This is a genomic window from Rhizobium centroccidentale, from assembly GCF_030182565.1.
In the GTDB taxonomy this organism is placed as follows: domain Bacteria; phylum Pseudomonadota; class Alphaproteobacteria; order Rhizobiales; family Rhizobiaceae; genus Rhizobium.
This window is the reverse complement of record NZ_JAQJCG010000026.1, coordinates 91995-114304: the sequence shown is the minus strand read 5'-3', so window position 1 is coordinate 114304 and position 22310 is coordinate 91995. Positions and strand designations below refer to the sequence as shown.

Genomic DNA, 22310 nt, shown 5'->3' with positions numbered 1-22310 from the left:
ACCCCCTCGCCCAAACTTGAGTCCTTTATACATACATTCGGTATGTTTGACAACAAGTTCGATGCGGATTAAGGCAGCATCTGGAAAAAAATTCTTGTTGGCACGTGCCGCGGCATTCATATTCCTGCAGCCACAGGCAGTTATTTGACCAGGCGAATTCGCCCAACGTCATACGGGAGCGCTGAACGCGAGGAACGACGAGGATGCTTTGACGATCTGGCTACGCAAGGAATGATATCTGGTAAATCAGATCTGCCCTCGAGATGCCGCCCCTAAAATCTTACTGAAAACGATTGTGTCGTCGCGACATCTATGACATGGCGCCTGCGACGATAGTGGCAATCGCTGGGAGAACCGGATGAATCCTCTGGGAAAAGACAGTCTTGCGGGTACACGCCAGCGGACTGCATCAATCGACAGCAGGTCATCCTCCGAATATTGGTGGGTACCCGGGAGCCTGGCGATATATTTCATCGTCCAGGCAGCCATCCGCATCGCCATCTCCAGCTCGGTGCGGATCGACGAAGCACAGCAGTTCCTCGTCGGCCAATGGCTCGCCTGGGGCTATGACGCCCAACCGCCGCTCTACAACTGGATTCAATACGGCGTCTTCGAAATTTTCGGCACGAGTGTCGCATCGCTCGTCATCGTGAAGAACCTCCTGCTTTTCCTCGTCTATCTCGCCTATTACGAGCTTCTGAGGCTGCTCGTAGCCGACAAAAGGCTGGCGGCGGTCGGAACGCTATCGCTTCTGACGATGCCGCAGATGTTCTGGCAGGCGCAGAGAGACCTGACGCATACGGTCGGCACCCTGCTTGCGGTGCTCATGTTGATCTATTTCGTGGTGGTCACCATTCGTCGCCCGACGATTATCTCCTACGCGCTGATCGGCCTTTGGGGCGGGCTTGGCATGCTGACGAAGTACAATTTCGCTCTGGTGATTGGCAGCGTCCTCGTCGCGACCTTCTTTCATCCGATCGGGCGAAAAAGGCTCCTGGACTGGCGCCTCCTGCTGACGCTTGCAATCGCCGTTCTCGTGTTCCTGCCGCACGCGATATGGATGGTGTTCAACATGGATCGGGTCCTGACGACGACGGTCCAAACCATGTCGGAGCAAGGCGCCGGCGGAAAGCTTTCCGATATCGGTTTCGGACTTCTGGAGCTGATAAAGACGAGCGTCGCCATCATCGCTCCCACCAGCGTGATCTTTCTGTTGTTCTTCCGTAAATCATTCCTGCGTTCGCTGCGGGCCAGAAGCCAATGGAGCGATTTCGTCGGAAGGATACTTTTAAGCACGGTTGCGATCCTGCTGGTCTTGATACTGGTGATAACGCTCACGGAGTTTCGCGACCGCTGGCTGCTCCCCTTCCTGTTTCTGCTGCCGGCCTACTTCTGTCTGAAACTCGATGCCGCGGGACAGCAGAGCCAGGCCGATATAAAGAAATTCCTTTATGTACCCATCGTCATGATGATTGCGCTGCCTCTCATCATAGCCGGAGGTGTTCTTTTTGCGCGGTTTTTTCATTCTTATGAGCATCTGAACGCGCCTTATGCCACCTTCGTAGACAGAGTCGTTACCGCGCAAGGAAAACAACCCTCGGCGGTCGTGACGACGACCTGGCTGAAGGCCGGCAACCTCCGGGTAAACATGCCGCGCACATCGGTCATATCCACGGAATATCCTGCGTCGGATCTCAGCCGGCGGGTCATAGGAGATGGACCGGTCCTGTTGGTCTGGAACGAACGGGACGGGCATCAATCAACCATGCCGAACGCACTGAACCTATGGCTCACATCGAAATTCGGAACGGCGGCAGAACTGCCGCAGCAGCAGGACATTGCCCTTCCCTATTACTACGGGAAGGAGCCGGATCGTTATCACTTTGGTTATGCGTGGTATTATCCCAAACCGAACTGACGTGAGATTGCGCAGCTATTCGATCTCATCGGTGGATGAGACGATCGGGAAGCAGGAGACATCGACTGTGGGCTAGCGCTCCAGCGCACCCTTTCCGGCAAGAATATGATTGCGAAACTTCGCAATCCGTGCGGTCCGCGTTTCGGACTTCTTCACGGAGCCGAGGTTGATCACATAGCTTTTCTTTCGCCCCGGCGTCAGATCGTGGAAAGCCTCCGCCAGCTCGGGATCGGAATCCAGCGCCTCGACCAGCTCGTCGGGCAATTCGATTTCGCTCTGCTCTTTCAGCGGCTTGATGCCGGCCTCCGCATATCCCACCGCCTCCTTCAGATAGGCTCGGATGATGGGCTCCATCTTCACCACGGCATCATTGCTCACGAAACGGATCATATCGGGGTGCCGGGTATTCTGCCCTTGCTTTTCGAGAATGCCCTCAGGGTCCTTCATCAGTGCCGCGTTGAAGAAAGTGAGCCGAAAATCGCCACGAAAGGCGCCGATGATGACGATGTTGCGTCCCCCATGCATGTAACACGGATGCGCCCACTTCACCGTCTCGACGAGCCCCGCCTCCAGACAGATTCGACGCAGTTCGTTCAGACCGTCAATCCACAGCCTCGTCGAACAGTCCGGCGTCGCAAAGCGTTCGCAGCGTCCGCATCCCTTGATAAAGAAGTCCTCGATATCGGTAATCATGTCCTCATCCACTTCATATTCCGGCTATCTGCAGCATCCACACCGTCAGCTTGGTGAAAGCAAGCGGCCGGACATGCTCGCATGATTGTATTCCGAGCTTGCGAGCAATGGGTCTCACTTCACTTCCGCCAGCACCTGCTCCAGTCTTTCGAGGAACTGCCGCCATCCCGCCTTGGCACCTCCATAGGCCTGTTTCTGGTCCGGTCGGAAGCCGATCTGCTCCATGCGCAGATGGGTTCCCTTATCCGTCTGCGCGAGCGTGAAGGTCACAACGCTCCTCAGATCGAAAGCCGGATCATCATGTGCGAAATTCCATCGATAAGACAGCCTGGCGTTCGGCTCGACGACGAGCACTTCGCAATCCAGAACGCCGCCCCAATCGCTGCGAAAGCTAAACCGATGTCCCGGTATAGGAACGAAGTCGTTCTTCATCAGCCACTCTGCCATCAGATGCGGCTGTGTGAGTGCACGCCAGACCTTTGCCGGCGGATGCGCAATTTCGCGCTCGACCACGACAGCGCGCACCTCACCCGATGCCGCCTTCATTGATCCATCCGATCGAGCAGGTCTTCGAGATCGTCGAACTTGTCTTCCCAGAAACCGGCCATTTCGCTCGTCCAGTCACGCAACGGCGCAAGAGCGTTTCGTTGGGCGCTATAATGCGTCTGGCGGCCTTCGTGCCGGTCACGCACCAGCCCCGCCTGTTTCAGAACGGCGAGATGCTTTGAAACGCCCGGCTGGGAGACGCCGGCGTAGGCCGTAAGCGCAACGACGGTCTGATCGCCGTCACGGCACAATCGCTCGAATATCGCCCGCCGTGTAGGATCGGCGAGCGCTCGGAAAATAGGATCATGGGCGTTTGCCATAGCGATTCATAACTCTTTGACTATCGATTAGATCAATAGCTGACGGGCTATGAATAAGTCAAGCGCAGACCGGCCACGCTGTTCTCAGGCGCTCGTGCCCAGCATGCGGAGGAAATCCACATCGTCGCCGATAAGAGCATCGACCAGCCGGTCCTTGACGCAGCTGCGGATCATGGGAAGCAGGTCGCGGCCACCCTGCCAGAACATAGCAAGCTTTTCCGGCAGCGGCAGGCTGAGACGCACGGCAATGCCGGCCTGCTGCAGTGCCTCGGCGTCAGTGCGGTGAAAGCGGTTCAATTCCAGCGAGACGCCATCAATGCCGCCGACGCGCATCGAGGCGACGATGTCCACCGGACGATGGTGGAGGATCGCTTCCGTCTGCAGGCGTGGCTCGAGCTCCTTCACGCGCAACAGGTCAAGATGGTCGAAGGAGGATATGGCGACATACTCAAAAGCGTCGAGCTCTCGCAGCGTGCCGATCATGAGATCGATGAGGCGATTGGAACGTTCGGGCTCCTTCATCTCGATCGCAAGGCGCGTATCCGTTTGCTTGGCCCACAGCAGCGTATCGGCAAGCGTCGGCACATGGGTCCCAGCGAAGCGCGGGTCGAATTTCGCACCGGCATCGAGCGAAAGAATGTGCTGGAGATCGTGATCGGCAACAAAGCCGAAGCCGCTGGTCGTGCGATCAAGCGTTCTGTCATGGATCACGACGATCTGGTCGTCGCGCGTCAGCATGAGGTCAATTTCGCACTCGTTGGCACCTGCATTCACACCCTCCTGGAAGGCGAGAATAGTGTTTTCCGGGAAGCGTCGGCTGAAGCCGCGGTGAGCGGCAATGCGGAGCGAACCATGACGAGCAGCGTGAAGGGGCAAAGGCAATGCAAGTCTCCTTGGAAGTCGGTTCTTTACGGGGCAACCTAGTGAAGTGTCGGATCGAGAACGTCGCGCAGATAGTCGCCGATCAGGCTGATCGACAGCGACAGGATGAAGATCACGATGCCCGGCAGGATCGCGATCCACCACTCGGTCATCACATAGTCGCGGCCGGCACCGACCATGCTGCCGAGGCTGACGAGCGGTGGCTGGATGCCGAGGCCGAGAAAGCTCAGCGCCGATTCCTGCAAAAGGATCTCCGGCAGGACGATCGTCAGGTTGACGAGGACGACGGAGAGAATGTTGGGCAAGACGTGCAGGAAGGCGATGCGCCCGGTTCCTGCACCATTTCGTCTCAACGCCGCGACATAGCCACGCTCGAGTTCCAGCCCGGCCATGGTCCGAACCAATCGCGCGTAACGCTCCCAGCCGTAGAGGCCGAGCAACGCCATGAACAGCCAGAGATTGTCACCGAAGAAGGCGAGAACAGCGAGCGCAATGATCAGGAACGGCATTGATGCCTGAAAATCCACGGCAACGCGGATCAGCATATCGGCAAATCCGCGGCCGAAAGCGGCAACCAGCCCGAGCACAGTGCCGAGCGCAAGGCTGATCGCCGAAGCGCCGAGCGCGATCAATAGGCTGGTGCGCAGGCCATAGAAGATGCGGCTTAGAATGTCCCGCCCAAGCTCGTCGGTGCCGAGAATGTGCTTGAACGAGCCGCCGAACAGGATCGGCGGCGCCTTGCGGGCATGAAGATCGATCTGCGCAAAGCCGTGAGGCGCAAGCACATTGGCAAAGATCGCAACCGTGATGAAAGTCATGAGGATAGTGGCGCAAATGGCCGTCATCAGATCGAACCGAAGCCTGGGTCGAAAAGATCGCTCCGATCTGGTTTTGGGGGAGGCATCGGCGCCGGTCGCTGCATTCGCCATGGCTTTTACCTTTCGAGGCGGCCGATCAGGCCGATGCGCGATGCCGCAGACGCGGATCGGCGAGAATGTAGAGACAATCGATGAGGAGATTGGCAGTCACCATCGTCGCCGTGATGAGCAGCACGATGGTCTGCACGATGTTCAGATCGCGCTGCGCCACGGAGGAGACGAGAAAGCGGCCGACACCCGGCCAGGCGTAGACGCTCTCGACCACGGCCGCGCCGCCGATCATGCCGCCAACAAGGAAGCCGAGCATGGTCAGAAGCGGCAAGGCGGCATTCGGCATGATATGCCGCCACAGAAGAGCACTTTCGCCGATGCGCTTGGCGCGCGCCGCCAATATGAAACGCTGGCCCAGCACTTCCAGCACGCTCGAGCGGACGAAGCGGGCGATGATGCCGGCATTGTAAAGACCAATGACCAGAACGGGCATGACGAGATGCGCCATGGTCGATCCCCCGCCGCTCGGCAATATCCGCAAGGAGACGGCGAAAAGCTGAATGAGCAGGATGGCGATCAGAAAATTCGGCAGCGAATGCATCAGCACCGCAAGCGCCATGACGAAGCGATCGATCAGTCCGCCGCGGTTGCGCGCAGCCAGAATGCCGAAGGGCACGCCGGCGCCGAATGCCAATATCAGGGCGGCACCCATCAATTCCAGCGTTGCCGGGACTTTCGACAGAACCAGCGTCAGGGCATCCTGCCCATTCAGCAGCGATGTGCCGAAATCGCCGCGCAGAAGGTGGCCGAGATAGGCGAAATACTGGATGTAGAGCGGCTGATCGAGACCCCATTGCTGCCGCATCAGCGCCACGACTTCCGGCGGCGTCTCGATGGGCAACAGGGAATGCAGCGGGTCGCCGCTGACGCGCAGGATGACGAAGGTGAAGGTCATCGCCAGGAACAGCGTCACGAGTGCTCGCAGAAACGCCCGCAGGATGGATTGAAGCATTGCCTGTCCCTTCAGAGCGTTTCGAGTATCGCCGCTGCCTGCCGCACCCTGCCGCGCCGCCCGCGAGGAACGGCCGACAGAAGTTTTGCCGTATAGGGGTGGACCGGGTTGGCGAAGACTTCCTCCGTGGGGCCGGTTTCCACGATCTGCCCCGCCTCCATGATCGCGACGCGATGCGAGACATGCCGGACCACCCGCACGTCGTGGCTGATGAAGAGCAGCGACAGGCCGCGTGCCCGCTGCAATTCGAGCAGCAGGTTCAGCACCTGCGCCTGCACGGAAACGTCGAGCGCCGAGACCGGCTCGTCGCACAGCAGAATTTGCGGTTCGACCACGAGGGCACGGGCGATAGCGACGCGCTGGCGCTGGCCACCGGAGAGCTGATGGGGAAATTTCTGCAAGGCGGAGACAGGCAGGCTGACGGCCTTGAAAATTTCTGCAGCGCGATCGAGCCGGCTTGCCGGATAGCCTATGCCGTGGATGGTGAGCGTTTCCACCATCTGATGACCAACGCTCCGACGCGGATCGAGCGCGCCCATCGTATCCTGCGAAATAACCTGCAGGTATTTTGCCAGGCCACACCGGTTCGGCTTCATCAGGCTCTTGAAAGACTGGCCGAACAGCGTGATTTCGCCTGATGTCGGCATACGATCGCCGCAAAGCAACGAGGCAAGCGTAGATTTGCCGCAACCGGACTCACCGACGAGGCCCAGTGTTTCGCCGGGCTTCAATTCCAGGCTCACATCCTTGATGGCGTGAAATCCCCTGGCGCACCCCGGCCAAAGGGAAAAGCCCGGCGCATAGGAAAATTGCAGATCGCGGGCGGCAAGTGCCGCGTCAGCAATCCGCACATCGGATGGCATCTGCTTGTCAGGCATCATGGGCACTCCATGGATTGAAGCAGGCAAGTGCCGCCGCACCTGCAATCAACGGCGGAACCATCCTTCCGCAATTCGGCTCCGCACGCGGACAACGGGGTGCGAAGGCGCAGGCCTGCGGCAGGTCATCATGCAATTTCAGCTCGCCGGGAATGTCCGCAAGCCTCTCCAGCGGCCGACCGCGTCCGGGCATGGCCTCCAGCAGCAGCCGCGTGTAGGGATGACGTGGATTGTCGTAGAGATCGTCCGTGCGATTGATCTCGACCAGCGATCCCGCATACATGACCGCGATACGGTCGCAAACCTCCGAGACGAGATCGAGATCGTGGCTGATGAAGATCATGGGGATGCCGCGCTCTCGTACCGCCTTGACTAGGAGAGCGACGACCTGCGCCTGCACGGTGACATCAAGCGCCGTCGTCGGCTCGTCGGCGATGATCAATCGCGGCTGCATGGCAAGCGCCGTGGCAATCATCACGCGCTGGCACATGCCGCCGGAAAATTGCGCGGGATAGGCATTGTAGCGCGTCTCGGGTTGCGGAATGGCGACTTCCGCCAGAAGCCGGAGCGCTTCGTCCCTGGCTTCCTTTGCGGACAAGCCGGCGCTGACAGCTGCCTCGGCGATCTGGGAGCCGATCGTGCGCACCGGGTCGAGGCAGGAGACGGGCTCCTGAAAGATCAGCCCGATCGGCGGCAGCTTTACACGTGACCGCGGGCCGAGCTCGGCCGCGTCATACATGGCGTCCTGGAAGGAGATATAGCCCATGGCGCTGGCGCTCGGCCCCAGAAGACCCGCAAGCGCCAGGCAGGTGAGGCTCTTTCCCGATCCGCTCTCGCCGACAATGCCAAGGATCTCACCCTCGGCAAGGTCGAAGGAGACATTATTGACTGGATGAAACCGGCCGGCGCCCGTTCTGAACGAGACACTCAAATTGTCGACCGAAAGAACGGGCGTCGCCATTACCAGCCGCTCAGCTCTTCTGCTCTTCGAAGGAGAGGCTGCCGGCGCCGAGATCCATCTGGAAGGCCGGTAGAGGCTGCCACTTGATGCCCTTGCGGATGCCGAAGAACACGGCATTCTGATGCAGGACCGTCTCGCCCGGATCTTCCCACTCGATCAGATGCAACATGTCGCGGAAAATCTTGGCACGATCGGCCGGATCGACCGCCTGCTCCATCTTGGCGCCCAGTGCATCGAAATCGGCATTTTGCCAGATCTTGAACGAGTTCAAGTTGCCGGCCGAGCTGAACTGCGTGAAGAACGAGATATAGGGGTCGGGGACCTGGCCGGTGCTCGACCAGTTGCCCGTCGCGCGGGTCGGCGAATTGTCAAACAGCTTGCCGGATTCGACGAACTTCATCTTGGCATTGACGCCGACAGCCTGCCACATGGCGACAACGGCCTGCGTGACCGGGTTTTCCGCGGTGTAGTAATTGTTCTGCGAGCGGATCTCGATTTCCTCGCCATTGTAACCGGCATCCTTCAGGAGCTGCATCGCCCGATCGGGATCGTACTGATAGGCCGGGTAATCCTTGAGATAGACGGGGCCGTAGAGTTCGAACTGCAGCCCATTCGGCACCCTGGTGCGGCCATTCCAGATCGTGTCGACGATTGCCTGGCGATCGATGGCGAGGATGAGTGCCTGGCGAACGCGCGGATCCTTCAGCGCCGGATTGTTCTTGTCGAAGAACAGGATGCGGTTGTTCGGCACCGGGCCGCCGACGATCTCGTGATCGATGCTCGCAGTGACGACCGAAAGCTGATCCGGCGGCAGGTCGGTCGCAATGTCATAGTCGCCGGCCAGCAGACCGGCAATGCGCGAGGAAACCTCGGGCACGATGCGCAAGGTCACGCGCTTGGCGGCCGGCTTGCCGCGATAGGCCTGATCATGTGCGGCCAGCACGACGCTCTCATTAACCGTATAGCTTTCGACCTTGTAGGGGCCGGCGCCGACCGGCTTCTGCCGCCAGGTCGTCCAATTGCCGCCATTCTTCTGCCAGGCGTCCTTGCTGATGACAACGGCCGCATAGGATGCAAGGCGCTGCAGGAAGATCGGGTCCTGGAACTTGGTGACGAAGCGGACCGTCAGCGAATCCACGACTTCGACATGGTCGAGGCTGGTGAAATTGGTGCGGTAAGTGGGATAGCCCGGCGCATCCTTGTTCAAAAGCCGCTCAGGCCCGAAGGAGAAGGCGACATCCTCGGCGCTCATCTCGCGACCGTCATGGAAGATCACGCCGGGGCGTAGCTTCATTTCGAGCACGGTCGGCGAAATCCAGGTCCAGGACGTCGCAAGATTGGGCTTCACCGAGAAATCGCCGCGCATGTCGAGCGCAAGCACCGTCTCGTGAATGGAAAAGTTATTGCGGAAGGCGACGTTGCTGGCGGCATCGACGGGCTCCTGCGACACCGGATTCATCTGAACGGCGATGCGCAGTTCAGGCCTCTTGTCGGTGCTGTCATCGGCCAAGGCCGACAACGCTGGGACAAAAGCCGAGAGGCCGGCCGCGGCTCCCATCAGAAGCGTTGTGCGGCGAGTAACCGGGCTGTTGAAGCCGCTGGGCAGGTAATCGGACATCGGCACACTTTCCTGTTAAAGCAACTTATAACTCGCTTGCACAAACGTTTGCGCAAACGAAAAACGGCCACTTGCATTCAGAACTGTCGTTTCTTTTACGCAAGGGAGAATGGCCGCAAGCTAGGCGAGCTCGATGACGCACGTATGACAAGTTCTGGGGTAACGAACCGCATCGGACGCATTGCAACGCGCGCGTCCATAGGAAGGTTCGAAAGCTCAACCAGAAGATCGAGCGAGGCTTCGCACAGGGCATCCGTCGGCTGTGCGATCGTCGTCAGCGGCGGAGCCCAATAGGCTGTGTCGGGCACGTTGTCATAGCCGACGATGGAAATATCTGCAGGAATTTGCAGGCCGAGATCGCGCAGGAAGGCGACGACCTCGATGGCAAGACCGTCGCTGCCGCAAATCAGAGCCGTCGGGCGTTCCGGTGATGCCAGGAGATCGGCAAGGAGCTTGCCGTCGTGCTCGCCCTTCTCAAAGGAAATGATGTCACCGGCGATCAGGCCGGCACTGCCGGCAACCGCGTCCTGGAAAATCGACATCCGATCGCGAAGCGCGCTGCGGCTGACGCGGTAGACGAAGGAAATGCGGCGGTGTCCGAACTCCACAAGGTGATCGAACAGCAGTCTTATGCCCTGTCGATCGTCGGTGAGAACTGCGGGAAGCGGCCCTGTCAGCCCTGCGCCAAGCGTCACATGTGCTTTGCCCATGAGATCGAGATGATCGCAGAGCGCCTGCTGGCCCGGAAGGTCGCTGACCATGATGACGCCGTCGAAGAAATCCTGTTGGAACAGGCGCAACTGGCCTGCGATTTCGCCGGCCTCGCCCTTGGCCTGCGCGACCAGCAGCTCCACGCCCCGCCGCTGTGCCACAGCCTGAAGGCGGCTTGTCAAATGCGGCTGATAATGACCCGACAGGCTGTTCACGATCGCTCCGAACACACCGGTCCTGTGCGTCCTCAGCGATGTTGCCAGACGGTTGACAACGTAACCGAGGCTGCTTGCCGCTGCCCTGACACGATCCTGCGTCTCCAGGCTGATGCGGCTGTCGGCCTGGCCATTCAGGACGCGCGATACCGTCGTGGCAGACACGCCGGCCAGCCGGGCGACGTCCAGAATGCCGATTCTTTTGGGTGCTTTCATACGGTCTGCCGAATTTTTTCGCGCCGCGCCGCACCGGCGCCAGGAGGTCCGGAACTCTTGCCGCACTTGCCTCGATACGCAAGATCACATTTCGACTTCGAGAGAAATTTTCATAGGCTACTATGGATCACTCATTCCACGGCTGCTGCAAAGACTGCTAAATCAGGATGGCATCGCACCCATCCGTTGGATGCGCAGATCAATTCATGAGATCGTCACGGCCGTGACGCAAAGTAGGATGGAGCCACTCAACTGGCCAGACCACCAGACGCGCCCGTTTAAGGCTTCGCGGTCAGGTATCGGCGCAAATCCGATACGCCGCAGTGAGAGGAACAGAAGCAACCATCCAGGGAGAGGGATAATGAACATAAGTCTGATCGTGCATCCCGGTGTCGATAGTGCTCTTATCGCCTGGCGCAGCGACTTCATCGACCAGTGCCGTGGCTTTGCCCTGCGGCGGAAGATCAAGCGGGCGGCTGGAAGCCCTCAAAGCCCGAATACGGTTTCCGATGTCGATGCCGACGGCTTTCATGAGGAGATCGTCGCAAGCTGGGTCGGCTTCGCCGACGGGCCGGCGGTGGAGGAAGGCACGCGCAAGCCGACGACGGAATGGCCGATTCAGAAGTACCTCTGGTCCGATTTCGCCGTCAATCCGGGCGATGTCGTCGCCTACAAGGTCTCCGCCATGGTCGGACCCGAGACGGCATTGCAGGAATCGGCCGATCACGTATCGGACTGGAGCGATGCCAAGCAGATCGGAGCCGAAACCAGCGGCCATGTCAGCTGCTATTTCAACCGGGGCATCGTCGCCAGCCAGTGGCTTGCGCGCGTGTTGCCGGAAGAGGCTCCCACCACCAAACTCAAGAAGGCGATCGCCAACCCGGAAGACCCGATCCGCCGATTTCTAGCAGGGCCGATCCGCGACAAGTTGGTATCGCTCTTGAACGACGCGCGATCGAATGGCGGCCATATCTATGCCGCCCTGTTCGAACTGGACGATCCAGAGCTCATACCCCTGCTGCAGGGGTTCAAGAAACGTGCTCATATCGTGCTCGGCAATGGCAGCGTCAAGAAAAAGGGCGAAGACGAAAACGAGGATGCCCGGTCGAAACTGTCTTCCTGTGATGTCAGGGATCGCATGAGCGCGCCGCGGGCACTGGCGCACAATAAATTCCTCATCATCTGCGGCGCCGACAAATCGCCGCAGGCTGTATGGACCGGCAGCACGAACTGGACGATGACCGGCCTTTGCACCCAGGCCAACAATGCGCTCCTGGTCGACCACCCGGCCGTAGCGCAATTCTACCTCGACCAGTGGAAGACGCTTGCCGCCGACGGCAACGATTCCCCGCCTGCCCTCTACCAAAGCAATGCCGAGCCCAGAACAACGTCCAAGGCCAAGAATACGACGGTCTGGTTCACGCCCATGCGCGAAGGACTCGACCTCGAACAGGCGGGCGAGCTTATCCGCGGCGCCCAGCAGGGTATCCTGTTTGCCATGTTCAATCCGGGTCCTCGCGGTACGCTTCTCAACGACATCATCGAGCTTGCCTCTCCGTCGAGCCCTTCGTTCAAGCCCGATCTCTACATCCAGGGCGTGGTCAACCAGAACCCCGGCACGGCAAAGAACCCGGTCGTGCTGTTCAACAGAGGTGAACGGATCGATGCCAATGCCGATGTCGTCCTGCCCGCCGCTATCCCCGGCCGTTTTGCCTATTGGCAGAAGGAGGTTCTGAAGCTGCCGACGGCCCACGCCATGGTCCACAGCAAGGTGGTTATCGTCGATCCATATGGTCCCAATCCCGTCGTGATGACCGGCTCCCACAATATGGGTCCGAAGGCGAGCGGCGTGAACGACGAGAACCTGGTAATCATCACCGGCAATGGCGATCTTGCCAGCCAATATGCCGGCAAGATCATGGAAATCTATGCCCAGTATCGTTGGCGACAATCCGTTCAGAAACAGGGCGGCGCGCCGAAGTGGACCGGCCTTGCCGATGATGACAACTGGCAGATCAAATCGCCGGATCAGCCCTATGACAAGCGTCGCATACGCGAGCTCGACTTCTGGTTCGGCAAAATGACAACACCTGGCATCTGACGGGCATCAACCCTGGGTCGCGGCAAAGCCACTGCGATCCTGATTGCGGGCATGGCTCGGCTTACTCGTGCATGTGTAATGCCGACGCAATCTTCGGCTTCTAGTGGCTTGGCAACAATCTGGATTTCCGAATGTTGCCTCGCTACTCTCTTCCCAGGCTTCTCCTTATCGGCGCTTTGGCGCTTACGGCGTGGGCTTTCGTCGTCGTCAAATCCCATATGGACGGATCAAGCGAAATGGTTGGTCAATATCACCGGCCGCTCGCTGGCGTGCTTCGTCGCATACCCGAACGGCAGTTCATTGCAGGACATGAGATTGCCAGCAATGACGTGCCGCTCCGCTTCGGTCGCGGGTTCCGCCAGGCCTCCTCTCCACACGGCGATGGCAGCTCGCCCGCAACGCCTGGCTATTTCGAAAGAGCGCGGATCCTTCTATACCTTCTGCGTTCGCGCCACTGGCGAAAAGCGGCTCCTAACGAACCTTCGCAAGCCGACTGCCGAACATGAATAATCCCCGTTTGCCCTCCCTCGCCGCCAGGGCTTCCAGCCGTCCATTCGGGTAGGTTAAATAAACCTCTGGTAGATGCTATGACGTATTCTACCGGCTTGGATGCCACCCCCGAGCCGGCCATTGCAGCGTCCGACGAGACTGCATGCCCTCGCAGTGTCGTCGGACACCCTCCCTTGAAAGAGCGGTTAATTCGACCGGTTCATGCCGCCCGTCCCGCTTTACGGCCGGAGAAAATGCATCCTCCCAGGAACGTGCCCTCCAGCGCATTGTAGCCGTGATATCCACCGCCGCCGAAGCCTGCGGCCTCGCCGCAGGCATACAGCCCCGGGATGAGTGCACCATTCCGCCCGAGCGCCTGGCTATTCAGATCGGTTTCGATGCCGCCCAGAGATTTTCGCGTGAGGATGTTGAGGCGCACGGCAATCAGTGGGCCGGCCTTTGCATCCAATATGCGATGGGGTGGGGCAGTGCGCATGAAGCGATCGCCGAGATAGCCGCGCGCCTGTCTTAACGCGACGATCTGGGCATCTTTGGCAAAGGGATTGTCCAACTCGCGATCACGGGCTTCGATCTGGGTGCGCAGATGGGCAAGATCGAGCGGGTGGTCGCCGATACGGTTCATGCCGGCGACCAGCTCTTCCAACGTTTCGGCAACGATGAAATCCTTACCCTTCGCCTTGAATGCTTCCACCGGCGGCGGAGCCGACCGGCCAAGACGGCTGCGCAGAAGGAGCCCGATATCGCGTCCCGTAAGATCCGGATTCTGTTCGGAGCCCGAAAGGGCAAACTCCTTCTTGACGATCTTCTGCGTGGTGACGAACCAGCTGTAGCTATGGCCAAGCCTGCAGATGTGCTGCAGCGTCGCAAGACTGTCGAATCCCGGCAGGCAAGGTGCGGGCATGCGATTGCCATTGGCGTCGAACCAGAGCGAGGAAGGCCCCGGGAGGATGCGGATGCCGTGGTTCGGCCAGATCGGGTCCCAGTTGGCAATGCCTTCGGTATAGTGCCACATCCTGTCGCCGTTGATCGGTCGCGCACCAGCTGCCTCGGCATGGCCGATCATCAAGCCATCCACGTGATGGGGCACGCCGCTCAGCATCCGCTCCGGGGGTGCGCCAAGACGTTCGACGGGCCAGGCGCGGCGAACCAGTTCCGGATTGCCGCCGATGCCGCCGCTCGCCACGATCACGGCGCCGTCGATGCGGAAGTCGCCGACGACATCACGGCTCGACTGCTGACCGCGCAGGATGTTGTCCTCGGCGAGGATCTCGCCCTCCACGCCGAAAATGCCGTCTTCATCACCGACCAATCGCGTCACGCGCCGCCGGAACAAGAGCTCGATCTTGCCGTCCTTCTCCGCTGCCAGCACTCGCTTCACGAAAGGATCGAGTACGCCGGGACCCGTGCCCCAGGTGACATGGAAGCGCGGCACGGAATTGCCGTGCCCGTCGGCGAGGCCTCCGCCGCGTTCTGCCCAGCCGACAACGGGAAACCAGCGCATGCCGAGCCCATGCAGCCAGCTGCGCATCTCGCCGGCGGCAAAATTGAGGTAGGCCTCCGCCCAGGCACGAGGCCAGAAGTCCTCCGGTCGGTCGAAGGCTGCAGCGCCCAACCAATCCTGGCGGGCGAGATCGAGACTGTCGCGAATGCGCATCCGCCGTTGTTCCGGCGTATCGATCATGAACAGCCCGCCAAGCGACCAGAAGGCTTGTCCGCCGAGACTTGCCCGAGGCTCCTGATCGATAAGGATCACCCGTTTCCCGCGCTCTAGCAGCTCACAAGCCGCAACAAGGCCTGACAAGCCTGTTCCAACGATCACCACATCAGCATGACTGCTCATCCGTCCCTCCCTCAGCGAATAGCATATTCAATTGGAGAGCTTAGTGAAGCTTACGTAAAAGTAAAACGAATACCAGAGCTGACGACCATCCAGAATCGATCCACCAAGCCTGCATTTCGTCTCCACGAAACCTGCACGATGTTCATGTTGTCTTCCGACACTGATAGCGATCAATCGCTCTTTTTGTTGATGCCGTTGCCGCTGTCGACACGAAAGGAACCCTCAGCAGGGACGGGCTTTCGAGCGAACGGAGATAGCGACGAGCGACATCGGCAGCCTCTCAAGGGAAACATCATGTACAAACAGAAGTCGCCCACGCTTATCGATTGGCTTTTCATTTTGGCGCGTCTGGCACCGATCATCATGGTCTACCTGTGGCCGACATTCCTTCGTTTCATTCTAGGCACTGTCTTTTTTGTCGCGCTCGCCGCGCTGATGTATCATTTGGTTGACGTGGAACCGAACTTTTCGGCGCACGACTCTTCTCAACAAGTGGCTCCACTTACTCGCGAGCGGTAATCTTTACGTTCGGAGCAGAGAACTCTCCCCGTTGTCGAGCCAGGATGCGTCCCTTCGGACAACGAAAGCCTGGTCTTACAATTGACTGGGAGAAGGAAATCACGACAGAGTGCATCTCCACCGCCTTCTCCATCGCATCGGCTTGCCTGACATCGGAAAAGGCGCACCCGATTGCTTAACAGGAGAGGAGCAGCAGCCATGGGCAAGCTTCCCGACATGACGAAACACCGCGGCTTTCCTTCCGGCATGCCGGGTACAGGCGTGCAATTCACCATTCGCCGCGCAAACCCCAAAGGCGTGACACCGATCAAGAAACTGCCGCGCCGCGCGCGGCCGGGAACGCAGGAACACCGGATCGACGCCGCATTCCTGCATGCGCTCTGGCACTATTTCGGTGCAGAACCTTTCGAGCGCGGCAATCTCGACGCTGCACGGCTCAACCTGCTCTTCGAGCGCGAGGTGCTGCCCGCAGACAAGGATTTCGATCCGCTCTCCTATGAAGCCATGCTCGTCATCAACGAGAAAGTGGCGCGCGAAAGCTTCCCCGAAGCATTCGAAGATGTGATGGAGGTCTGACGCCACGCGGAAGCGCACAGCCCTCCTGAACGGGCGGTAACGGAAGTGCTGCGCCGCAAAGCCCTGTCGCTAAGGATGGCATGCGGCCCTATGCCCGGTTGCCTCCGGGCTGGAGCGCGCTAACTTACGGTAGTCGACACTCTTCATTTGAGGCTGACATGCCCGACGATGTCTTGCTGACATTCAATGCCGGCTCCTCGACCTTGAAAATCGGGGTCTTCGAGCTGGCGACCGATGGGCCAAGGAATGTCGGCCGCGGCAAGATCGATTTCGATCAAAGCCCATTGATGCTCAGCTATTCCATAGGCAAAGATCGATACGAGAAGGCGATCCGGGGCGATAATAGCGGGCAGTTCGTCTCCGTCATATCCGAAACGCTGGATCATTTGCTGGCCCACCTTACCGGCAGACTCCGGGCAGTTGCCCATCGTGTCGTCCACGGCGGCATGGTGTTTCAAGAGGCTATCCTCTTGGATGACGCTGCGATCGAGCGGATCGAGAAGCTAGTACCCCTAGCACCCCTGCACCAGCCCCAGGCCCTGCGCGCCATTCGGTCGATGAAAACGCTGCGTCCGGACGTTCTTCAGACCGCCTCCTTCGACACGGCCTTTCATTCGTCGCAAGCCGACGTCGTGCGACGGCTGGCGATACCGCGCGCCATGCATGACGACGGAGTGCGCCGCTACGGCTTTCACGGGCTCTCTTACAAATACATCGCCGCGAAGCTTCGAGAGATCGATCGGCAAGCAGCGAAGGGCAAGGTCGTCGCCTGTCATCTCGGCAGCGGCGCCAGCCTCTGCGCGATGGAAAACGGCATCAGCCGCGATACGAGCATGGGGTTTTCGGCGCTCGACGGCATCCCGATGGCGACGCGTCCCGGCTGGCTGGATCCAGGCGCCCTGCTCTACCTCATGAGGACGGGAATGCCGCAACCCGAACGGATCGAGGATTTCCTCTACCATCAATGCGGCCTGCTCGGCGTCTCGGGCATCAGCGGCGATACACGGGTTCTGCTCGATGACGAGAGCCCCGAAGCGGCGGAGGCCATAGATCTGTTCTGCCTGCGCATTTCAGGCGAGATCGGGCGGCTATGCGCGACGATCGGCGGTCTCGATGCCATCGTTTTCACCGCAGGCATCGGCGAGAACCAGCCGCAGATCAGGACGCGCGTCGCACAAAGGTTGCAATGGCTTGGTATCGAGATTGATGAGAATGCAAATGACAGCAATTTGATCTCGATCAACGCGGCATCCAGCCGCGTGAAGCTGTTCGTGATCCCGACCGACGAGGAGCGTGTGATCGCCGAGGAGGCCGTTGCCCTGATCGCTTGACGAAAACGAGGAGACTCAGATGAATGCCGTTGCCACACCGCTTTCGCCCGAAGAACTCTCCCTGATCGACCGCTACTGGAAAGCGGCCAATTATCTGTCGGTGGGCCAGATCTATCTGATGGCCAATCCGCTGCTGCGCGAACCGCTGAAGCCTGAGCATATCAAGCCGAGACTGCTCGGCCATTGGGGCACGACGCCCGGATTGAACTTCATCTATGCGCATCTCAACCGCATCATCAAGGCGCGCGATCTCGACGTCATCTACATATGCGGCCCCGGACATGGCGGCCCTGGCATGGTCGCCAATACCTATCTCGAGGGCACTTACAGCGAAATCTATCCGGACATTTCCGAGACGGCGGAAGGGATGCAAAGGCTGTTCAAGCAGTTTTCCTTCCCCGGCGGCATTCCGAGCCACGCCGCACCGGAAACGCCCGGTTCCATCCATGAGGGCGGCGAGCTCGGCTATGCGCTCGTGCATGCCTATGGCGCCGCCTTCGACAATCCCGATCTGATTGTTGCCTGCGTCGTCGGCGATGGCGAGGCCGAGACCGGACCTCTGGCGGCAAGCTGGCATTCCAACAAGTTCCTCAATCCGGCACGCGATGGCGCGGTACTGCCGATCCTCCACCTCAACGGCTACAAGATCGCCAATCCGACGATCCTCGGCCGGGAAAGCGACGACGATCTGCGCAAGCTGTTCTCGGGCTATGGCTACGAACCCTTCTTCGTCGAGGGACATGAACCTCCCACCATGCATCAGGCGATGGCCAGCACGTTTGACCAGGTGTTCGACCGCATCCGCGACATACAAAAAAACGCGCGCGAAAAGACGTCGTCCGAAGCCATGCCGCGCTGGCCTATGATCGTGCTGCGGAGCCCGAAAGGCTGGACCGGCCCCAGGCAAGTCGATGGCAAGAAGGTCGAAGGTTTCTGGCGGGCACATCAGGTGCCGGTCGCCAATTGCCGAGGGGACGAGGATCATCGCAAGATCCTGGAAGACTGGATGCGCAGCTATGATCCCGATGACCTTTTCGATCATAGCGGGGGGCTGAAGGAGGAGCTGCGAGCGCTTGCGCCTGGTGGCCAAAAGCGCATGGGGGCCAATCCGCATGCCAATGGCGGCCTGCTGCGCAAGGAGCTTCTGGTTCCCCCTATCGAGGACTATGCCATTGAGATCGGCGAGCGCGGCAGCAAGCAGGTGCAATCCACCGAAATCCTGGGGCACTACTTGCGCGATACGCTAAAGCTCAATGCTGCCAAGCAGAATTTCCGCATCTTCGGTCCCGACGAGACGGAATCGAACCGGCTCGGCAGCGTCTTCGAAGCCACGGATCGGGTCTGGATGGAGGCGATCGAGGATTATGACGTCCATCTGTCCCGCGACGGGCGGGTGATGGAGGTGCTCAGCGAACATCTATGTCAGGGCTGGCTGGAAGGATATCTGCTCACGGGTCGGCATGGGCTTTTTTCGTGCTATGAAGCCTTCATCCATATCGTCGATTCCATGTTCAACCAGCATGCCAAATGGCTGAAGGTTTCGCGCGAATTGCCGTGGCGCAAACCGATTTCGTCGCTGAACTATCTGTTGACCTCGCATGTCTGGCGGCAGGACCATAACGGCTTTTCCCACCAGGATCCGGGCTTTGTCGATCTCGTCGCCAATAAGAAGGCAGACATCGTGCGCATCTATCTGCCGCCGGATGCCAATACGCTGCTGTGGGTCGGCGATCACTGCCTCAGGACCTACGACCGGATCAACGTCATCGTTGCCGGCAAGCAGCCGGAATCGCAATGGCTCAGCATCGACGAAGCGGCCACCCATTGTAAGGCCGGCGTCGGTATCTGGGATTGGGCGAGCTACGAGGACAACACGATCGCCCCCGATGTCGTGATGGCCTGCGCAGGTGATGTCCCCACCATGGAGACGCTCGCCGCCGTCATGCTGTTGCACGAGGCGATCCCCGATCTCAAGATCCGCACGGTCAACGTCGTCGATCTCCTGGCTCTGCAGGACCCGCAACAGCATCCGCACGGCCTTGATCATCAGGCATTCGACCAGATCTTCACCACCGACAAGCCGGTGATCTTCGCCTATCATGGCTATCCCTACCTGATCCACCGGCTAACCTATCGACGGACAAACCACGACAACATCCATGTTCGCGGCTTTATCGAGGAGGGTACGACAACCACGCCATTCGACATGACCGTGCTGAACGAGCTAGACCGCTATCATCTCGCATTGGAGGCGATCAACCGCATTCCCGGCCTGTCGGAAAAAGTGCCGGAGGTCGTGGATAGCCTGAAGGCAAAGCTCGGCAAACACCACGATTATGTCCGCCGGCACGGCGAGGATATGCCGGAAGTTCGCGACTGGCGGTGGAAACGATAGAACTGGACTGACGTCGACAACAAGCCGGAAATACCGCCCTGCAACGGCCAACCGTCAGGATTTGGACGCGTGCTGCGGCTTTCCCTTTTGCTTGGTCGAGGCCATGTCGTGAAGCTCCTTCTCGCTCATGGAGTCGACCATGCTTTTCGACGCACCCTTCAGTCCGCTCTTCTTTCTTTCGCCGCGTTTGGCGGCGAGCGCCGCACCGGCGGCCATTTGCTGTGATTTCGACTTTGCTGGCATGATGACGTCTCCTTCGGATTAGGTTGAAATTCTGCCGGCTTACCCGGCGAAACGCACCAGCAGGATCACGAGGACTACGGCGGCAAGCCCGCCGATAAACACCAGACGCTGCCAACGTCGCTTCAGGATGATTTCGCCTTGGCGTGCATCTTCCGCAGAAAACGTGCGCGATTCCTGTTTGTGCGGGCTGTCTTGGTCTCTTCTGCTCATTGCAACCATCCCTCGACGGCAGGAACCGCCGATCGTGTCTGCTTGCAAAGCGCGGCTTACGATTGGTAGCTGCCAGTAAGGCTTGCCTCTGCAAGCATGTGTTTCTTCACTTTCTGCCACATGGCTTCCGCCCCGGCGGCTTCGGGAAGCGTCATCCGCGGTACATCGAGCGCGGCAAGCCGGAAAACGTACCGATGCGGCGGATCTCCTGCCGGAGGACGCGGACCGTCGTAACGGGCATTGCCGAAATCATTCTTATAGAAGCGCAACGCCTGCTCCTGCATCGCATCCACGTTCTCGACCAAGCCACTCCATTCCGCCGGAATATTGGCGATGCCGCAATGGCGGAATGTTCCCGCCGGCGCATCCGGATCCTCGATGATCAAGGCGAAGCTTTGGGTCCCTTTGGGAGCGCCGCCCCAGGCAAGCGGCGGGAATATGTTTTCCCCATCCAACGCGTATTTGCTCGGTATCGGCGCATTCTCAGCAAAGGCCTTGCTGATCAACGTCAAAGCCATTCGATCCTCCTCTTGCTGTCATGGATTCATGAGCCTGTGAAGTTCTGAACTTAAGGTGGAACACATCAGAATCATTATTGTTCCCCATAGGGAACATTCGCACTCATCCGCAGTTGTGGGAGCGTCCATGAAGGAGGAAAAAATGACGGACGAACGGTTCGAATGGATCAGCAAGAGGGCCTACGCCATCTGGGAAGCAGCCGGCCGCCCCTGGGGCTGCAGCCACCATCACTGGGAACAGGCGGCCAAGGAGCGCGAGATCATGGAGAGAACGCGAGCCTCCGCCGACGGCGAAGAGGTGCTCGCGAGATTTCGACGGACGACTGTAATACGTCCATCCGCGAACGATGCTCAGGAGAGCGGGGAAGATACGCTCTCCGACGACAGACGTGTCGGATAACTTCCAGTCATCGGCAGTTGCAGAGCCGTTCCGTTCCCATATCCGGTCCCCTCAAAGAGGAGCGGACATCCGCAACGCACATTCATCCCCCAAATCTCGGAAGCCTGTGTGCTAATTCTGCGTTCCGTCGCGATTTGGTTGGGCCGGTGTGCTCTTCGTTCCCTGCTGATTGTTCTCCGTCCGATCGGTTGGAGCGGGTTGTGTGGATTGCCCTGCTGGCGGCGTATTGTCTATCGTGCCTGTCTGCGGCTGCCCGCTGGAGGAACTTATGGTCGGCGCCGGATTCTGCGATTTGCCTGGTTCGATATAACGACCCCAGACTTCAACGCCGACCCATACGATTGCCGCGAGAACCAATGCCGTGATCAAGATGGTAGATAGATGGGTGCCACGCACGCCTTGGCGGGCCTCGGTCGCGGACAGGGGCTTCTTCGGGTCCTGGGGCTTTTTCGGTTCCTCGAATGCCATTGCAAGCCTCCATGTTTGCAAATTCCATATGGACCTAACCGGCACTTCGAAAGATGGTTCCATCGAGGAGCATCCGCGCTCAATCGGCATAAACGGAACAATGCGCAAATCCCGGCGTTAGCCTAATGAGGTTGCAGATCGTGCCAAGCGGACGCGATGGTGCTGAAGAATATGGAGATTTTTCCGCTTTCTCTCCATAGCCAACGAAATGGCAGTCGAGCTTCCTATCCATCCGATCTGCGGCCTTTCCAACCTTGGAGGAGATGGAAGGCGGATCAGCCTTTGACGCTTTACCGTCTGATCTTCATCGCGGCCTGGCTGGATGCAAAATCGCATAGCCCGCTCTGGTTGGCGCCTGCG

At 59.4% G+C, this 22310-nt stretch carries 22 protein-coding genes; 7 read left to right on the top strand and 15 right to left on the bottom strand.

Annotation, left to right across the window (positions count from 1 at the left end):
- The first annotated feature begins 358 nt into the window (after positions 1 to 358).
- The gene (locus tag PH562_RS26325; protein ID WP_285176657.1) at positions 359 to 1918 is read left to right on the top strand and encodes a glycosyltransferase family 39 protein; all 1560 of its coding nucleotides are present in this window, start codon (positions 359 to 361) and stop codon (positions 1916 to 1918) included.
- Between the two features lie 72 nt (positions 1919 to 1990).
- Here the strand turns inward: PH562_RS26325 and PH562_RS26320 are convergent, their stop codons facing one another.
- From PH562_RS26320 to PH562_RS26275, 10 genes are all read right to left on the bottom strand, one after another.
- Positions 1991 to 2611, bottom strand: coding sequence for a YdeI/OmpD-associated family protein (locus tag PH562_RS26320; RefSeq protein WP_285176656.1), 621 nt, complete (start codon positions 2609 to 2611; stop codon positions 1991 to 1993).
- Between the two features lie 114 nt (positions 2612 to 2725).
- A complete protein-coding gene (locus tag PH562_RS26315) occupies positions 2726 to 3157 on the bottom strand; it encodes an SRPBCC family protein (RefSeq protein ID WP_285176655.1) in 432 nt (143 codons plus the stop codon).
- The gene (locus tag PH562_RS26310) at positions 3154 to 3477 is read right to left on the bottom strand and encodes an ArsR/SmtB family transcription factor (protein WP_113229016.1); all 324 of its coding nucleotides are present in this window, start codon (positions 3475 to 3477) and stop codon (positions 3154 to 3156) included. The genes PH562_RS26315 and PH562_RS26310 overlap by 4 nt, the downstream gene beginning before the upstream one ends.
- An 84-nt stretch (positions 3478 to 3561) precedes the next feature.
- The gene (locus PH562_RS26305; protein ID WP_285176654.1) at positions 3562 to 4359 is read right to left on the bottom strand and encodes a glycerophosphodiester phosphodiesterase; all 798 of its coding nucleotides are present in this window, start codon (positions 4357 to 4359) and stop codon (positions 3562 to 3564) included.
- A 38-nt stretch (positions 4360 to 4397) separates the two neighbouring features.
- Positions 4398 to 5288, bottom strand: a complete 891-nt coding sequence (locus tag PH562_RS26300; RefSeq protein ID WP_483315382.1) for an ABC transporter permease — start codon at positions 5286 to 5288, stop codon at positions 4398 to 4400.
- Between the two features lie 25 nt (positions 5289 to 5313).
- Positions 5314 to 6240 carry an ABC transporter permease gene (locus PH562_RS26295; protein ID WP_015343770.1) on the bottom strand — a complete coding sequence of 309 codons (927 nt, stop codon included), beginning with the start codon at positions 6238 to 6240 and terminating at the stop codon, positions 5314 to 5316.
- A gap of 11 nt (positions 6241 to 6251) precedes the next feature.
- Positions 6252 to 7121 (bottom strand): ABC transporter ATP-binding protein, encoded by an 870-nt coding sequence (locus PH562_RS26290; RefSeq protein ID WP_285176652.1) that lies wholly within the window; start codon positions 7119 to 7121, stop codon positions 6252 to 6254.
- The gene (locus PH562_RS26285) at positions 7111 to 8079 is read right to left on the bottom strand and encodes an ABC transporter ATP-binding protein (protein WP_285176651.1); all 969 of its coding nucleotides are present in this window, start codon (positions 8077 to 8079) and stop codon (positions 7111 to 7113) included. Before PH562_RS26285 ends, PH562_RS26290 begins: the two co-directional genes overlap by 11 nt.
- 10 nt (positions 8080 to 8089) lie before the next feature.
- A complete protein-coding gene (locus PH562_RS26280; protein WP_285176650.1) occupies positions 8090 to 9697 on the bottom strand; it encodes an ABC transporter substrate-binding protein in 1608 nt (535 codons plus the stop codon).
- A 95-nt stretch (positions 9698 to 9792) separates the two neighbouring features.
- Positions 9793 to 10839 carry a LacI family DNA-binding transcriptional regulator gene (locus tag PH562_RS26275; protein ID WP_285176649.1) on the bottom strand — a complete coding sequence of 349 codons (1047 nt, stop codon included), beginning with the start codon at positions 10837 to 10839 and terminating at the stop codon, positions 9793 to 9795.
- A gap of 361 nt (positions 10840 to 11200) precedes the next feature.
- Here PH562_RS26275 and PH562_RS26270 point away from each other — a divergent pair, with 361 nt between their 5' ends.
- Positions 11201 to 12940 (top strand): phospholipase D-like domain-containing protein, encoded by a 1740-nt coding sequence (locus PH562_RS26270; RefSeq protein ID WP_285176648.1) that lies wholly within the window; start codon positions 11201 to 11203, stop codon positions 12938 to 12940.
- A 709-nt stretch (positions 12941 to 13649) separates the two neighbouring features.
- Here the strand turns inward: PH562_RS26270 and PH562_RS26265 are convergent.
- On the bottom strand, positions 13650 to 15290 hold the full coding sequence (locus PH562_RS26265) for an FAD-binding dehydrogenase (protein ID WP_285176647.1): 1641 nt from the start codon (positions 15288 to 15290) through the stop codon (positions 13650 to 13652).
- A 294-nt stretch (positions 15291 to 15584) separates the two neighbouring features.
- Between PH562_RS26265 and PH562_RS26260 the strand changes: the two genes are divergently transcribed.
- From PH562_RS26260 to PH562_RS26245, 4 genes are all read left to right on the top strand, one after another.
- Positions 15585 to 15809: a hypothetical protein gene (locus tag PH562_RS26260; protein WP_113229262.1), complete on the top strand. Its 225-nt coding sequence runs from the start codon at positions 15585 to 15587 to the stop codon at positions 15807 to 15809.
- Positions 15810 to 16007: 198 nt separating this feature from the next.
- Complete coding sequence (locus tag PH562_RS26255; RefSeq protein ID WP_132720389.1) at positions 16008 to 16385, top strand: hypothetical protein; 378 nt, start codon at positions 16008 to 16010, stop codon at positions 16383 to 16385.
- A 158-nt stretch (positions 16386 to 16543) separates the two neighbouring features.
- Entirely contained in the window at positions 16544 to 17716 is a 1173-nt protein-coding gene (locus PH562_RS26250) for an acetate/propionate family kinase (protein ID WP_285176644.1), read from the top strand.
- A 19-nt stretch (positions 17717 to 17735) separates the two neighbouring features.
- The gene (locus PH562_RS26245; RefSeq protein WP_285176643.1) at positions 17736 to 20111 is read left to right on the top strand and encodes a phosphoketolase family protein; all 2376 of its coding nucleotides are present in this window, start codon (positions 17736 to 17738) and stop codon (positions 20109 to 20111) included.
- Positions 20112 to 20165: 54 nt separating this feature from the next.
- Here PH562_RS26245 and PH562_RS26240 read toward each other — a convergent pair whose 3' ends face one another.
- From PH562_RS26240 to PH562_RS26230, 3 genes are read right to left on the bottom strand one after another with little or no spacing between them, the layout of a single operon-like run.
- Entirely contained in the window at positions 20166 to 20354 is a 189-nt protein-coding gene (locus PH562_RS26240) for a DUF3008 family protein (protein WP_285176642.1), read from the bottom strand.
- Between the two features lie 39 nt (positions 20355 to 20393).
- Entirely contained in the window at positions 20394 to 20564 is a 171-nt protein-coding gene (locus tag PH562_RS26235; protein WP_167078130.1) for a hypothetical protein, read from the bottom strand.
- 56 nt (positions 20565 to 20620) lie between these two features.
- Positions 20621 to 21082 carry a YbhB/YbcL family Raf kinase inhibitor-like protein gene (locus PH562_RS26230; RefSeq protein ID WP_069615147.1) on the bottom strand — a complete coding sequence of 154 codons (462 nt, stop codon included), beginning with the start codon at positions 21080 to 21082 and terminating at the stop codon, positions 20621 to 20623.
- Positions 21083 to 21224: 142 nt separating this feature from the next.
- Here PH562_RS26230 and PH562_RS26225 point away from each other — a divergent pair, with 142 nt between their 5' ends.
- Positions 21225 to 21482, top strand: a complete 258-nt coding sequence (locus PH562_RS26225; protein ID WP_095438961.1) for a DUF2934 domain-containing protein — start codon at positions 21225 to 21227, stop codon at positions 21480 to 21482.
- Between the two features lie 111 nt (positions 21483 to 21593).
- Here PH562_RS26225 and PH562_RS26220 read toward each other — a convergent pair whose 3' ends face one another.
- On the bottom strand, positions 21594 to 21950 hold the full coding sequence (locus tag PH562_RS26220) for a hypothetical protein (RefSeq protein WP_285176641.1): 357 nt from the start codon (positions 21948 to 21950) through the stop codon (positions 21594 to 21596).
- Positions 21951 to 22310 lie beyond the last annotated feature (360 nt).